Below are 15,333 nucleotides of genomic sequence, written 5' to 3'. Positions count from 1 at the left end.
GCTTAATTCAATATATGCACCAAAATAGAGGAATGTTTCTTGAAACATTAATCAACAATACCATTAAACATAATGAATTAGCCCCTAAAGGGCTAATTTTTAAACGACACTTGCCGATTAATGTTTATAGTTTTGCTAACACAAAAGTCTCTGGATGATTAAAAGAAAAAACCCAAACAGATTATTATGGTTTGTATAAAGGTTATTTCTTTGATTTCGATGCTAAGCAAAGCTCGCAATTAAATTATTCTTTAAAAAATATTAAAGAACATCAATTATCCCATTTAAGAAAGATTTATGATCAAGGTGGAATAGCTTTTATCTTGCTTTTAATAGTACCTAAGGAAGAGTTTTTTATGATTCCAATAAAAAAAATTGATTCTTGATTAGCAAATCAAGAATCAAAAACTTTGAAATATGAATGAATTAAAAATAATTCTTTTCAATTAGAGCTGTTTTATCCAGGAGTTATTGGAATTTTTGAAGGACTCCAAGAATGGATAAATCTAATTACTTAGTCTTCGTTGTTATCGCGATTTTTAAAAAAACCACTTGGTTTTCTCTTAGGTTGAAGCAATTCGTCATCTTCGCTTACATATTTTCATTTAATAGTAGCAGTTGCTTCTTTTAAAGGTTTAGATGCTCTGAATTTAACCTTTGGTTTTGGAGGGATTCTTGTTTGTGCTCCAGTTTGTGGATCAACAGAAATTCTTTCGCGACCTATTGTAACTCTAAAAGTTCCTAGATCAGGTAATCTTACTTGTCCTTCTGTTTTGATTTCTTTTTTTACTAAATCACCATAAACTTGGAAACAAGCTTTAACTAGCTTTGAACTAACTCCAGTACATTCAGCGATAATTTTGTAAATTTCAGATTTAGTTAGCATTTTATCAATATTTTTAATGGTTATATTTTAATATTTTTTAATCAAAGAAAAGAAAGATTGAAAAATTATTTAATTCTTTTATTAAAATTTGATAATATAAACAAGTATATTTAAAATGTTAATAAATTTTATTTATGTCTAACAACGTATCTGAAGAACAAAAAAAAGAAACTGAATATCAACAAAATGTTGATAAGGCTATAGGGATTTTCAACTCATTGTTCTCAAAAGAGCAAGACAAATTTATTTTTATTAGATCTGTTTATGAAAATGACGGGGTAGCAAACATGGAATACTCTCGTCAAAAATTAAATGAATTAATGAGTTTAATCATTAATGAACCAACTAAAAACTATGCAAGAAATTATTTTTTAAATTCTTGCTTAACAAAGATTACAGATCATGAAGAAATTGAAGATGTATTAAGCTTGTTTAAAAAGGATAAACAAATTCTTGACAAGTTTTGTTTATATTATTTATTGTTTAAACAATCTTTTGATTTTAACGACCCTGATCGATTTAAAGTAACAAAAATTTTATCAAACATTGCCAAGGAATTAATTGAGGTATTAAATTTAAATTAATATATGGCTAGAAGAGATAAAGGTATTGATTTAATAATATTTATCATATTATTGATTTTAGGGATCGTACCAGGTGTGCTGTATGCAATCTTCAAACTAGCTCAACCAAAGTTTAATTGAATAGCTTTTGTTGTATTATGTATTTTTTTCATATTCCCTGGAGTTATTTATTTACTTACTTGTTCAGATCTAATAATCTTTAACAAAAAAGAACTATCTAAAAAAGGTTAATCAAGATACGCTTTTATCTTTAAAAATAAAGTAAAAAGTAGTATACTAATAAAAGCAATAACCAAAGACCATAACTGGTAGATAGAAATATCTCCTTAATTCGTTATGTAGGTTAGATAATTATATCTAATAAACAATCTTAGTTATTGTTTTCAATTTATATTGGATTTAAATACACAATGAAAGCAATTATTCAAAAAAAGATTGAACATGTGAATAAAATTGCTGCGTTGTTAAAAGATGCTAAATCTTTTGTAGTATTTGAATACTCTACAATGACAGCTAAAGAGATTACAGCTCTTAGAAGAAAAATTAAAACTACTTCTAACGAAATGTTTGTTTTAAAAAACAACATCTTAAGAAGAGCTATTAAAGAAGCTGGTATTGAAGGGTTTGAATCAGATATTAAAAACCAAGTTGCTGTAGTAATTGGTTTACAAGATGCATTTTTACCAATCAAAGCAGTTCATGAGTTCGTACAAGCTAAAGAAGCGATCAAATATGTTTGCGGATATTTAGAAAACAAAAAATTATCAGCAGCTGAATTGAATGAAATCGCTGTTCTTCCTTCAAGAGAAGAGCTTTACAGCATGTTCTTATCAGTACTTCAAGCTCCAGTTCGCAAATTCTTATATGCACTTAAAGCTGTAGCTGACACAAAACAATAATAATTAATCAAAACAATAGGTAAAATTTACAATGGCAAAATTAACTAAAGAACAATTTATTGAAAGTCTAAAAGAAATGACTATCGTTGAAATCAACGATGTAATTAAAGCAATCGAAGAAGAATTTGGTGTTTCAGCTGCTGCTCCTGTAGCTGCTGCTGCAGCTGCTCCTGGTGCTGCTGCTCCAAGTGAAGTAACAGTTGTTTTAACATCTGCTGGTGATAAGAAAGTTGAAGTTATTAAACTAGTTAGAGAAATCACTGGTTTAGGTTTAATGGATGCTAAAAAAGCTGTAGATACTCCTCCAGCTACTCTTAAAGAAAACGTTAAGATTGAAGAAGCTAACGAATTAAAAGCTAAATTTGAAGCAGCTGGTGCTAAAATTGAGCTTAAATAATTAACCTAAATACCAATTAATTTAAATTTATAAATAAAGAATAAAACATCATGGCAGTACAACAAAGAAGATCCTCTAAACATAGAAGAGATAAAAGACGTTCACATGATGCTTTAGCAGTTAGCTTAATCAACGTATGTAAGCACTGTGGGAAATTCAAACGAGCACACAGAGCTTGCTCTTGTGGGATGTACAACGAATTAAGAATTACCAAAGCTAAATAATGAACGATAATTTATCACACAAATCTAAAGACTTAAATCTAACTTCAGTAAGTGAAGTTTCTAAATACCAAAACAGTAAAATTAAGGCTGGTTTGGATTGATTTAGTGCGACAGCAATTCTTTTATTAACCATAATTGGAATATGCGTTGGCATTTGTTTATCTTGTGTAGTTATCATTCATGCGTCTTAATTTAATAAGTAAACCAATTTATTAAAAAAATAAAACATCTATCATCGTGATAGATGTTTTTTATTTTCTATGCAACCTTCATTTTACTTGATCTTGATATTTTATTTGATGAATAATATACAGTTTATAAGAATTGTTAATTTAAAAAATAAAGACACTCTATTGATGAAACAACTAAGCTTATTAACCAGTTTATTCTTTTTTAATTGTTAGTTAGATTTGCTTAGCATATTTTGCTAATTAAATAGAATTAATAAAAAAAGACCATCTAAATGATGAATTAGATGGTCAAAGAATAAGTAAATAAACCAATTATTTTAAAGTGTCTTGTAAATTATTCTTAACTTCTTTTTCGTGTTGTTCTTGAGGTGTTAATAAATTGTATTTCTTAGCTTCATTAATAAAGAAATTATATTGCATTAAGTCTAATTTGTTCATCTTGCGTTCTTTAGCTTCATTATTAATATTCAAGTCTTTCTTTAGATAAACAATAGAAATACTAAACACAACTATTGATGTGATGAATGGTGATATTGCATAACCTCAAACATAAATTCACACATTCGCATTATTTTCTTTAGGAGCTATTAAAGCTATACCAAATAAAATACCAAACACAACATAAGCAATAAATACACCTTCGATAGCTGAAGCAATATATGATCTTATGATATTGTTAGTTCCTTGAAACAACATCATTCCGCAAATCGTAATAGAAAACATTACAATTCTTAACATTGTGATTCTTACATACTGAGTTACTAAATCTGCGTTATCAATTTGTTGCACCATTGGATTAATACTTGGATCTTGGAAATTAAACAAACCTACAAGAACAGGTTTAGCAGCAAAAAACACAATCAGATAAGAAATAATTGAATAAGAAAAAGTAACTAATAAAGATCATCAAAATGTTTGATGTACACGTTTATAATTGCGATTCGTATAGTTATAACCTACAAGTGGTCTGCCACCATCTGATATCCCGAATAAAGAAACAAAAAATAAAACAATTAGTGGTGTTGATCCTGCATGGTAGTTTTGAAAATCCTGCCCTGAAATCTTGATTAATAATAAGTTATAAACCAAGAACATTACAGCAACCCCTATCACCCTAATGAACGATGATATCCCTAATATAATAATTGGAATAATAATCTTAATATTAAACCTAACTTTAAATAAATCATTAAAGTTAAGTCATGTTGCTTGTTTTTTATTAAAATAGATAACAAATCCAACATATAATAAGAGATTAATAACTCAACTAATAACAGAAGCGCTAGCGCCACCCACTAAACCTAGATTAAAATATTTAATAAAAATTCAATCTAATAGTACGTTTAATACATTAGCTACTATAGAAGCAATAGTAACAAAGAAATTTCGTCCCTCTGATCTAATCATGAATGATAATAAAGAGAATAAACCAGCAATCACAAATCCACTTATATAAATTCAGCTATACTGATTCCCTCATTCTGCTGAGATATCAGCAATCGCATTATCATAAGCAAGAATAACCTTAGGATATTGTTTAAAATCAGTAACACTAATAGAATTCATATCAATGTTATTGATTTTATTTATTAAGTTAGATGTATTATTAGCTTCAAAAGAAGCTAATATACCATTATCAAGATTAGCGGTACCTATAAGTTGTCTTTGCAATCCAGCGCCAACTAAAACAAAACAAACTAAGGTAACTGCTAAGCATAATATTAATGATGTTCAAAAAGACATCACTCAGATGTCTCTACCAGTTTTTTCATACTTATAACTAATTGCTTTAGTGTAATAAACACCCGCACCTACTGGTACTAGATAAATAACTGAACTACCTACTAATGTAACACTTTGAAAAGAGTTTACTGCTTGACGAGCAATAACAGACACATTTGATAATTGTGAGATTTCGCCAACACCAATATCTTTAACTCTTGAGTTATAGACATTCTTAAACAACAAAACAATATTATCTAGTATTTGGTGGTTGTTAATATATTTTTCTAGTTCATCACGGTTTAATGTGATTGCTGGCATGCTTCTAATCGAATCGCTAAATACAGAAATAAAATCCTTATTAAAGTAACCCTCAGGTACAGGCATACTTTGGGATGCTTGATAATATGTATTATCAATTACAAATATATTAGGAATACTTATAATGTTGCTACTTACAAAGATCTGATCAAATACTTGTTTATATACATTAGTATTTGAAAAATAAGTAGCATTATAAACATCATTTAATTTTCATACATCTGGAATTAATTTTTGGATCAAGATTTGATCCAAAAAACTATACAATCCACCAAAAAAGGAAGCTAATAGACCTGGAAGACAAACTATTCATATAGCTTTAGAAATAGCAGTTTTATCAAAAAGAGTATTTGCTTTTTCTTGTTTGTCGATGTGGCTATAACCCGTTCTCATATATTAGTTTTACATTCCTTCGTTAGGTTGCTGGTTTTGACCTATCTTAACAATGAATTCTCTAAAAATAGCGTTAGTGTGTTCATCACTTCCGTGTGTTTTTACTTGAACAATAAATTTTAGTTCGTTAGTATCTTCATTGTAAGTTGGATTTTGAGATGATGATAAGGTTATTTGGTAAGTGTTGTTATATTTGCTATCTTGGAATTTCACTAACCCTTCATTTCTTGCACCAATTGTTAGTTTTTCAATATCAACTGTATGATCACTAGTGTTATAAAAATAATTTAATGGTTTTTTAAACAACTCGCTGTCAGTATTAATAACAACATCATTGGCAGCTCTTGATAAATCAGAAGGAAAATCTAGTGTTATCATTTTTTCACTAGACAAAGCACTTCAAATCTGATTTTGTTTATTGTTATTTTCTAATTTATAAAATGGTTGTTTATTAGTGTTTTCTAACTTAGCTTTGAAGATAATTTCATTTGTTTCTAACTTCTTATCATCTCGTTGGTAAACCAAAGAAAGATCAAACCATTTACTTAAATAACTAAAATAATTGGTTTTATCATTATCGCTTAAGAATAAACCTACATCAGCAAAATTGCTAAGTTGTTGACTATTAGTAACCATTTTAAGATTCATTATTGAAGCATCAGTAGTAGTGGTTTTAACATTAGTTCAACCTATAGATAAACTAGCTAAGCGATTAAAATTAAATTCAACAGTTTTGTTAAAGCTTAATGACTTGTTATCGTTTATCTTAAGATCAAACGATAACTTTCCTTGTCGATCATCAATAAATAAGTTTTCTAGCTTAACATTTGCTCTATCTGCTTGATTAATATTGGTATCAAACTTTTCTCAATTAAGAGTGTAATTGCCATTTTGATTAATAACTAAATCTGAAGCAACAACATAATCAGACTTTAAAGTTAAACTTAATTCATTATTATCGTCATTCTTATTTGAATCACTTGGTTGATTATTATTTTGATTGTCACTTGGTTGGTTGCTTGAATCAATTTGATTCGAATCACTAGGTTGATTTGGATTTACGACAGGTTTGTTATCACCACCACCCTGATTAATTGGTGGTTGTACTTCTTGCTTAGAACAAGAAGTTAAACTAAATGAAATCAAACCACCTATCAATAAAAAGTTAAATATCTTTTTCATTCAATCTTATATTTCTATTATTATTCTTAATCAAAATAAATATGTTAACCTTTATTTTTGAAATAAAGGTTAAACCTATTGTTATATTATGGATTTATAACCTCAATATTATTCTTATTAATAAGTTAATAAGAATAATGATGTTATCATTTATAATGAGGTTTAATTAAAATATCTTTGGTTTTAACCAACATCTTATATTAGTTAATAGTTATAAACTATAAACTAATAAATAAGCATATATAAAAATATCATTAATTTTTTAAAAATCAATAGATAACAATATATTAAAATACTATTAGTATTTAATTATATAAATATTGTCACTTTAGCTCTTAGAGTGCTAAAATATTAGTATGATTACTTTATAATAAATATAGAGTAGAACCATTAACCATCATTTATGTCTTCAAAAAGAGATTATTACGAAATATTAGACGTACCACGTTCAGCTACACAACAAGATATTAAAAAGGCATTTAGAAAACTTGCCATGAAATATCACCCCGATCGCAATAAAGAACCAGATGCAGAAGAAAAATTTAAAGAAGTAAATGAAGCATATGAAGTTCTAAGCGACGAGGAAAAAAGACGACTTTATGACACTTATGGTCATGAAGGTTTAAATGCATCTGGGTTCCATCAAAGTGGATTCAATCCATTTGATGTGTTTAACTCTGTGTTCAGTGGCTTTGATTTTGATGGTGGGTTTGGTGATGTGTTTTCCCAATTCTTTTCAGGTGGTGGTCAGCAAGGATATCATAACCAAGGTTATGTAGAAGAAATTGATGTAAATCTTGTTCATGAAATCAAATTGACATTTTTAGAAGCTGCTAATGGTTGTATTAAAAATATTAAATATACAAGACAAGTAACTTGTCCTGATTGTGATGGAACGGGATCAGCTGATGGTGATGTAAATACTTGTAACGATTGTAAAGGTGATGGTTTTATAATCGAGAATAGAAGAACACTTCTAGGGATGTTCCAAACTAAGAAAACTTGTCCTTCTTGTAAGGGTGAAGGTCAAGTTATCAAGAATAAATGTAAGAAGTGTAAATCTAGAAGAATGGTTGATGAAACTGTTGAAAGAAATGTTGCCATTGATTCTAATGTTTTCTATCAAGAGGTTGTGGTTGTACAAAATGAAGGTCATATTTTTAGAAATGTAGTCGGCGATCTTTATTTAAGAGTTAAAATTGAACCTTCTAGAGTTTTTGAACTACGTGATAACCATGTTGTAGTTAATGTTTTGGTAGATCCTATGGTAGCTATCGTTGGGGGAACAATATCAATTCCTACTCTAAAAGAAATCAAGGATATCAAACTAAAACCTGGAACTAAAAATGGTGATGTAATCACTATTGCTAATGGTGGTATCAACCTTAAATTAGATTCTCGCGCATATGGTTCTTCTTATAGTGAAAAAGGCGATCTTATTGTAGTCATCAACTGTGCAAGACCGAGAGAATATACTAAAGAAGAACTTGAAAAACTAAGAGAGTTTATCAAACCTAATAAAGAAGTTATCTTATACGAAGCTTTAGTTAAAAAAGAATTAGAAAACAAAGAATAACCTATTTATTAAATAGGTAATATAAAAAAACAAACCTCCAAATCTGATTTGGAGGTTTTTTATTCTTAATAAATAAGGTTATGTTGTTAATAATAAAAATGGTAAAAATAAACCCTTGATGATAAAGAAAATTTCTTATTTAGTTATGCTTTTTTTGTATAATAAGAAAAATTAAATTTTAAGGGTTTCGAGCAATGAACAACTTTAAAACTATAAGAATTAGTAAAAGGCAATTGCTAATTCTTGGTGTGTATTTATCAACTTTAATAATAGTTAGTATTAGCATTATTGCATTGATGATGCAATCAGTAACTAATAGACAACTAGAATATACTAGCCTTGATAAAACTAATGTATTAATATCTTTAGTTTTACCAATTATTTTCTTGGATTTATTTAGCATATCATCTGTTTGATTACTAATATCTGGTAATGATACTTACGAGTTTAAACAAACAATTAAGAACAACAAGAAGAAAATGAATTCTTATTTATTATTAATTGAATCACTTCAATTAATAGTATGAATCGCATTTATTAGTTTATTGATTCTTGTATTCTATCCGATAAACCAAACTGATGATTTGTTTTTATCGTTTAATAAAAGGTTTACTGATGATAACGAAAAGATCACAGGTTTTTATGATGTTTATGTAAATAATGGCGATCTTTTTGCTAGTCTAAAAGAAGGATTGATTAAATACGCTAGCAGTTTTTCTTATCAATTCAATAGAGATTCATTAATTGGATGAAACTTTATCTACATAATATTCTATCTATCATTATTCTTAGCTTATGTTAAGTTGGGATTCTTTGATAATAAGAAAAGATTCTTAGCATTAATTCCGTTTGCAGGATTAATTAATAACCTAAAAACACCTAGTTCAATTCAAGTAATAAGAACTGAACAATTAATGAACAATGGTATTTAATGATGACAAAAACAAATCAAAAATATTTTAATCTTAAAATATCAAACAAGATTATTTGGTTATTATCCTTTTACTTAGTTTGCATTTTGGTATTTGTTGGCTATTATATTTACAAAATAGTTACAGACAATATATTAATATATGAAAGAGATGGTGATAACACTTATTTATCAATAGACACAAAATCAAATCTAGTAGGTTACAAAGGTCATTTAGCTGTTCCTTTTGTTCTTGAAATTGTTTTATTACCATTGATGGTAATTGTGAGTTCTCTGGTATTTATCTTTGATAAAAATCCATTTGTTTTTTCGAACAAAATTAAGAATAAGAAATACGCAGTTCCTGTAATTTTACTTTTAAGTGAAATATCTGAAATCTTGATTATTGTGTTCTTATGATATTTCTTTATAGTTTTTAAATCGCCTATTAGAAATAATATCGCAGTAAATCATGGTTCTTATCCAAGTGGATGATATGAAACATCATATAATAGTTTTTTAAACTTTTTTAACAACCCTGAGGTTAGTTTAAGTTATCAAAGTAACTTAATAATGACCACAATTATGATTTTAAGTTTATCTGCATCATTACTATTAAGTTATGTTAAGTGTAGTGTTTTTTCAAGAAAAACTAGAATATTATTTATTGTTCCCTTTATGTCATTAATATTCTTTTTTATAAACAATGCAAGAAGAAATAGCGAAGAAAAGAATATAGTTGAAAATTTAAAAACATTTACCAAGCTAGCAAGAATATAAAATTATATTTTCAAAAATTAAGCATCTTAAAAGATGCTTTTTTATTGCTTTTTTGTTAATTTTAGTTAATAAAATAGCTATAGAAATAAAATTAGATATGTACAAATAAACTAAATATTAATAGAAAATTCTAAGCAAATTAGGCAGATTTAAAAAACAATTATTTAAATTCAGTTTTTTTGTATAATAATCAAAATAGATTATTTGTTATTTTTCGATATTTAAATAATTGGTATTATCAACCGTTCTGAAAAACCATTTTTATTGGTTTATTTTTTTATCTACTAATTTTTGGTTTTTAACCTTATTTTTTCGATAAAATTTGGAAAGATTCTTAGATATTATTTTTATCTTATCTTTTGAATCAACTAAAGAATTATATATTGGTTTTTTAAAAAATCAAGTTATAGAACATAATGAATTTGTTTGTGCCTATAATTCTTTTATTTATAAGTTTTAAAGTTAGGTAGGGTTGATAATAATAAAAAAATAATAACTATAAGAAAGTTTCTAATGGTAAAAATGCTAAATAGCGCTTTTAAATAATTTCGATACTTAACGGTAAATTTAATGAAAAACAATATTAATTAAAGGTGATTTTTATACCTTTAAAATATCGATTATTAAACAAACCTATCTAATTTAGATTCTTAAAAAAATAAGATAAGCAATTTAAAATCTATGAAAAATTTAAAAATAATAAATGTTACTAGAAACCAGTTTATTATATTCTTGCTATATATAGCAACAATGTTGTTTTCAAGCATTGGTATCTTTGTTTTAATGCTTAAATCTACTGGTAACGAATGAAACACATACGTGTTTTTATCGAAAGAAAATTGACAAATTTCTTTATTCTTACCCTTATTCTTCCTTGTTATTTTCAGTGTTGTTTCTCTATCAATTTTAATGTTCGGTAATGAGCAATATGAATTTAGCGAACAAACTAAGAAGAATACTAAAAAGTTAAGTATTTATTTAGGTTTAATTGAAATAGCTCAAATGCTTGTTTGAATCTTAATTCTTTTAATTTTAATTACTTGCTTTTATCCTGTTGATCAAGGATATGAATCAATTTATTGGAATTTAAAAAATAATACTGATTGGAATAGAGATAAATTATCTAATGGTTTAGGTTCAGTTATTGCTATTAACTACAATTTATTCCAAGATTTAAAAACATCGCTTATCAGATATTCTGTTTTATTCTCATATTTTTACAATCGAGATTCAATGATAGCTTGAAACATTGTTTATTTAGTGTTGTATTTATCATTATTCCTAACTTACTTTAAGCTATCTTTATTTAAGAAAAAACTTAAATGATTAGCTTTAATTCCGTTTATTGGGTTCATAATTTATATGAATGAATCAAGCGAAATCAACCTTAAATCTGTTAATGAAAAAAACGAAAGTTACAAATGGTACTAAAATATGTTGGGTTCTAAAAAAACAATTTTCAAATTAAAAATCCCGAAAGAGATATTATTCTTTTCGTTATTCTTTTATGCATGTTGTTCAATATTCACAATTTATTGAGCAGTTCAAATATTAAACTATAGTCAAGGTAGAGCTATAAAACTATCTGAAAAAACTGATGGAGCTTATTCTATTGATTTTAGGGTAGATAACTTGCAAAGTAGTGAAAGTTCAGCTTCATTATATATGGTTATTTCAACAATATGTTTGGTAAGCTTTTTAAGTTTTAGTTTATTAATAGCTATAATGGCTAATAAAAATCCTTTTGTTTTTAACAAAAGAATTCAAAACTCTAAGCGTAATCTAACATTAACATTAGTAAGTATTGAAATCTCTACGATTTTATATGCAACTATGTTGTTCTTTATGTTTTCTGAACTGCTTCGTGGTATTCATAAAGATACAATTATATTTGAAAATCATTCTGCTAACGCTTTACAATCTGGATTAATAACACAAGCATTTGATATAACAAGTTATAACCACACTCTTTCAGACTTCTTGATCTACATTAATTGTTTCTTATTTTTATTGTATTTAGGTTGTTCTCTATCTTACTTTAAATCTGGTGTATTCCCTTGACAACTTAAATTCTTAGTTTTCATTCCATTTGCTTCATTATTCTTTGTTAATAGATATATTAAAAAAGGATTAGAATCAGGAACTAACAAAGAAAAAGATTCTAAGAATATAAACGGTTTTATAAAAATATCTTATATTAACAACGAGATAACTAACTCTTAATAATAAGAAAACAAGATTGAAAGCATAGTTCTGTATCAATTAATAGCGTTTAAAGAATGAAAATTCAACTCTTGATAGATAATATTAAAAGTTCTAAAAATGGTGTCACTATATTCTAAAAATTATGGTAGTACATAACCTTATTTAGTAAATAGATAAGATAAAACCTCCGAATCAGATTTGGAGGTTTTTTATTCTAAATAAATAAGGTTATCTGTTAATAATTAAAGGATAAGAAATGAATTTTTTGTTAAAGAAGAAAATTTTCTTATTTAGTTATGTTTTTTTGTATAATATGAAAAATTAAATTTTAAGGGTTTCGAACAATGAACAATTTTAAAACTATAAGAATTAGCAAAACAAATTTAGCTATATTCTTAACATTCATAGCAACTGGTTTTATTGTAGGCGCTACTTTATTTTCTTTAATGCTGCAATCCTTTAAATATGAAAATATTTATATTGGTCTAGATAAAGAAAAGGTTTTAATTTCTTTAATATTACCTGTTGTTTTCTTTTTTATATTTTCAGTGGTATCTGCTGGTTTTTTAATTAAGAGTAAAGAAAGATACGAATTTAATGAAAACATTAAAAACAATAAGAAAAAACAATCGTTTTATCTGTTACTAATTGAACTACTTCAATTACTAATTTGAATCGGAACAATATTGTTACTTATTTTTGTTTTCTTTCCGATTGGTGAAGACAATAAATTGTTTGTATCATATAAGGAATTTTTCGGTACAAGCCAAGAAAAAACTGTTAATTTTGATGATATATACGCATTAAATGCAAGTAATAAAAATTCAATAGCAGCTTTAAAGATATCAATTATTCAATTCGCTAGCTTAGCATCATATCATTTTAATCAAGCTTCATTAGCTTGATGAACCTTTGTGTATTTAATTCTTTATTTATCGATATTTTTAGCTTATGTAAAGACAGGTTTTTTCAATAAACGATATCTTGCACTTATTCCATTTACTGGATTATTTAATCATTTAAAAGAACCTTCAAACTCTGTAAAAACGCAAATAGTTTATAGTGAAAATTTAACAATATATAGTAGGTATTAAAAATGTTAAAAAAAGAACAAACAGCATTTTCCTTTAGAGTTTCTAAAAAAATATTAAGCTTATCAATCTTCTATCTGGTGTCCGTCTTAGCTTTTATTATTTTAGTTCTAACTAAGATGTTAACTGATAATTTAACAAAATTTAAAATTTCTCGAATAAATGAGAATTATTATACTCAATATTTTAATATCAATGACTGAGATTCAATAATTAGCGCTTCATTGATGTCGTTAGGATTATTATTTGGTCTAGTTAGCTTTTTTGTATTTTTATTAGATAAAAATCCATATCATTTTCCAACGAAAATAAAAAACAATAAATGATCTCAAGCCTTAATATTAGGATTCATAGATATCTACAAAATTCTTATAGGAACCCTTGGTTTCTTTTTTCTAGTAACTTTAATATTTAAAGATAATCCTTATGTTGTGCCTACATGGTACAGACCAGATTTAAAAAGAACTATGATAGAAAACGCGGATTCTATTAAAACCTTCTTTAGTTATCGAAATACATATTTAACAAATGAAAGTTATTTGATAAATGGAACAATATTCTTATCTTTAATTATTTTTGCTTGTTTATTAAGTTATGTAAAAGCAAGTGTTTTTTCTAGAAAAACAAGAATACTAGGAGCTCTTCCATTTGCTTCATTAATTGCTAACTTAATCAGAAACAATAAAAAACAAAATATAGTTGAAATTAGATTCAATCCAATTGTTAATCCTTTATAGTTATTGATAAATAACTAATGCTTCGGATAATTTTTTAAAAATCTTAATTAGATAAAGTTAAAGAATTTGTCGAGATGATCGAAACAAAACAAATGCAGCACTAAAAGTGCTGCTATTTTTTTGCTTAATAATTAATTTTTTTTCTTAAATTGATAAAAGCTAATTAAAATCTGAACAATAAGGTGTTGTTATCCCGAATGTTGGTTTATTAACGCCGAAATCTTTTATTATTGCCAATCTAGTCTTCTTATTAATAAAATAAGATATTGTTATTACCACTGATCAATAAACGAAAGGTATAATTGTGAATGAAGCTGCACTTAATGGATCATTTAGATGATTCTTATTATCAAAGATAAGTAAATCATTTCTTATATCAGTTAAGAATATAATATTTCCATAAACAAAACTAAATAAGTTAGATACAACCAATCCATTAACAAAAACAAAGAGAATTGCATTGATAATTCAATAAAGATATATCAATGGATTGATCCTTTTTATAATTTTGAAATATAGCAATCTCTCCATTGTTTTTATAAACCCAAAATAAGTTGCACTACTAACTCATAAAATCGGATTTTTAGGAAAGAAAAAACCAAGAACAAAACTTACAAAAGAAAAATGATTAAGAACGGTAGAATTTAAGTTTTCTTCGGTAAATATTGACGTATTGTTGGTTACATAAAATACGAATGGATCTCTTAAAAATTGATAATTTTCTCTAGCTAAATTAACAGAAGCATTATATAAAAATATTGCTCTTAACTCTTCAATATTTAATGGTTTTTCTGGATTCTTATCCAAACAATCTTTATATGATCTATCTAGAATTGTTTCCTTAATTTTTCAAATATACAAAAAGTTAAATAAAGATAACAATAAATAAGCAATCACAAAAACAACAAAAGTATTAAATGGATAAGGTAAATTAAAAGTTTTATCTCTTTCTACTACCAATGTAGATAAAGATAAAAAAGGTATCACGATAAAATAAAAAAGTGTTGAAGCAGTAGTAACATGACCTGGTAAGCTTCTAAAATGATATCTTATATCAGCTGACTTAAAAACACTAGACCAAGCTCTAGATATATGAACGATAATCCATAAATTAATAATAGGTATCAGATAGAAAAATCAAGGAATCTTACATTCCTTGAATTTATCTAAATATCATAGATCATTACCTGTTCTTTTAATATCCATCTTAATATTCATTTTTAATTACCAACAAT

Annotated in this window: 18 protein-coding genes; 14 read left to right on the top strand and 4 right to left on the bottom strand. The window is 26.4% G+C overall.

Going from position 1 to position 15,333, the window contains the following annotated elements; all coding sequences use genetic code 4:
- The first annotated feature begins 14 nt into the window (after window positions 1–14).
- A complete protein-coding gene (locus NMG77_RS03410) occupies window positions 15–518 on the top strand; it encodes a Holliday junction resolvase RecU (RefSeq protein ID WP_255034564.1) in 504 nt (167 codons plus the stop codon).
- Here the strand turns inward: NMG77_RS03410 and NMG77_RS03405 are convergent.
- The gene (locus NMG77_RS03405; protein ID WP_255034563.1) at window positions 515–886 is read right to left on the bottom strand and encodes an HU family DNA-binding protein; all 372 of its coding nucleotides are present in this window, start codon (window positions 884–886) and stop codon (window positions 515–517) included. The genes NMG77_RS03410 and NMG77_RS03405 overlap by 4 nt on opposite strands.
- Window positions 887–1,020: 134 nt before the next feature.
- Here NMG77_RS03405 and NMG77_RS03400 point away from each other — a divergent pair, with 134 nt between their 5' ends.
- The 6 genes from NMG77_RS03400 to NMG77_RS03375 all read left to right on the top strand — a co-directional run bounded on the left by NMG77_RS03400 (window position 1,021) and on the right by NMG77_RS03375 (window position 3,181).
- Window positions 1,021–1,470 (top strand): DUF1951 domain-containing protein, encoded by a 450-nt coding sequence (locus tag NMG77_RS03400; protein ID WP_255045767.1) that lies wholly within the window; start codon window positions 1,021–1,023, stop codon window positions 1,468–1,470.
- A 3-nt stretch (window positions 1,471–1,473) separates the two neighbouring features.
- On the top strand, window positions 1,474–1,701 hold the full coding sequence (locus NMG77_RS03395; protein WP_255034561.1) for a YqaE/Pmp3 family membrane protein: 228 nt from the start codon (window positions 1,474–1,476) through the stop codon (window positions 1,699–1,701).
- A 179-nt stretch (window positions 1,702–1,880) separates the two neighbouring features.
- Window positions 1,881–2,369, top strand: coding sequence for a 50S ribosomal protein L10 (rplJ, locus tag NMG77_RS03390; RefSeq protein ID WP_255034560.1), 489 nt, complete (start codon window positions 1,881–1,883; stop codon window positions 2,367–2,369).
- A gap of 31 nt (window positions 2,370–2,400) precedes the next feature.
- On the top strand, window positions 2,401–2,766 hold the full coding sequence (rplL, locus tag NMG77_RS03385; RefSeq protein WP_255034559.1) for a 50S ribosomal protein L7/L12: 366 nt from the start codon (window positions 2,401–2,403) through the stop codon (window positions 2,764–2,766).
- A 50-nt stretch (window positions 2,767–2,816) separates the two neighbouring features.
- Window positions 2,817–2,990: a 50S ribosomal protein L32 gene (gene rpmF, locus NMG77_RS03380; protein WP_255034558.1), complete on the top strand. Its 174-nt coding sequence runs from the start codon at window positions 2,817–2,819 to the stop codon at window positions 2,988–2,990.
- Entirely contained in the window at window positions 2,990–3,181 is a 192-nt protein-coding gene (locus tag NMG77_RS03375) for a hypothetical protein (protein ID WP_255034557.1), read from the top strand. Before rpmF ends, NMG77_RS03375 begins: the two co-directional genes overlap by 1 nt.
- Before the next feature lie 312 nt (window positions 3,182–3,493).
- Here the strand turns inward: NMG77_RS03375 and NMG77_RS03370 are convergent, their stop codons facing one another.
- A complete protein-coding gene (locus tag NMG77_RS03370; RefSeq protein ID WP_255045766.1) occupies window positions 3,494–5,617 on the bottom strand; it encodes an MATE family efflux transporter in 2,124 nt (707 codons plus the stop codon).
- A 9-nt stretch (window positions 5,618–5,626) separates the two neighbouring features.
- Complete coding sequence (locus NMG77_RS03365) at window positions 5,627–6,799, bottom strand: hypothetical protein (protein WP_255045765.1); 1,173 nt, start codon at window positions 6,797–6,799, stop codon at window positions 5,627–5,629.
- Between the two features lie 403 nt (window positions 6,800–7,202).
- Here NMG77_RS03365 and NMG77_RS03355 point away from each other — a divergent pair, with 403 nt between their 5' ends.
- The 7 genes from NMG77_RS03355 (at window position 7,203) to NMG77_RS03325 (ending at window position 14,098) form a co-directional block, all read left to right on the top strand.
- On the top strand, window positions 7,203–8,375 hold the full coding sequence (locus NMG77_RS03355) for a DnaJ domain-containing protein (RefSeq protein ID WP_272404098.1): 1,173 nt from the start codon (window positions 7,203–7,205) through the stop codon (window positions 8,373–8,375).
- Between the two features lie 194 nt (window positions 8,376–8,569).
- On the top strand, window positions 8,570–9,307 hold the full coding sequence (locus tag NMG77_RS03350) for a hypothetical protein (protein ID WP_255045764.1): 738 nt from the start codon (window positions 8,570–8,572) through the stop codon (window positions 9,305–9,307).
- On the top strand, window positions 9,307–10,065 hold the full coding sequence (locus NMG77_RS03345) for a hypothetical protein (RefSeq protein ID WP_255045763.1): 759 nt from the start codon (window positions 9,307–9,309) through the stop codon (window positions 10,063–10,065). Before NMG77_RS03350 ends, NMG77_RS03345 begins: the two co-directional genes overlap by 1 nt.
- A gap of 681 nt (window positions 10,066–10,746) precedes the next feature.
- Window positions 10,747–11,496 (top strand): hypothetical protein, encoded by a 750-nt coding sequence (locus tag NMG77_RS03340; protein WP_255045762.1) that lies wholly within the window; start codon window positions 10,747–10,749, stop codon window positions 11,494–11,496.
- Between the two features lie 3 nt (window positions 11,497–11,499).
- The gene (locus tag NMG77_RS03335) at window positions 11,500–12,288 is read left to right on the top strand and encodes a hypothetical protein (RefSeq protein WP_255045761.1); all 789 of its coding nucleotides are present in this window, start codon (window positions 11,500–11,502) and stop codon (window positions 12,286–12,288) included.
- 326 nt (window positions 12,289–12,614) lie between these two features.
- The gene (locus NMG77_RS03330) at window positions 12,615–13,364 is read left to right on the top strand and encodes a hypothetical protein (protein WP_255045760.1); all 750 of its coding nucleotides are present in this window, start codon (window positions 12,615–12,617) and stop codon (window positions 13,362–13,364) included.
- Window positions 13,365–13,366: 2 nt separating this feature from the next.
- Window positions 13,367–14,098 (top strand): hypothetical protein, encoded by a 732-nt coding sequence (locus NMG77_RS03325; RefSeq protein WP_255045759.1) that lies wholly within the window; start codon window positions 13,367–13,369, stop codon window positions 14,096–14,098.
- A 159-nt stretch (window positions 14,099–14,257) separates the two neighbouring features.
- Here NMG77_RS03325 and NMG77_RS03320 read toward each other — a convergent pair whose 3' ends face one another.
- Complete coding sequence (locus NMG77_RS03320) at window positions 14,258–15,304, bottom strand: hypothetical protein (protein ID WP_255045758.1); 1,047 nt, start codon at window positions 15,302–15,304, stop codon at window positions 14,258–14,260.
- Between the last annotated feature and the right edge of the window lie 29 nt (window positions 15,305–15,333).

The sequence above is a fragment of the Mycoplasma bradburyae genome (assembly GCF_024339025.1).
GTDB lineage: Bacteria > Bacillota_I > Bacilli_A > Mycoplasmatales > Mycoplasmoidaceae > Mycoplasmoides > Mycoplasmoides bradburyae.
Note: the sequence above shows the minus strand (reverse complement) of the source record. Positions and strands in the feature narration are given on the sequence as shown.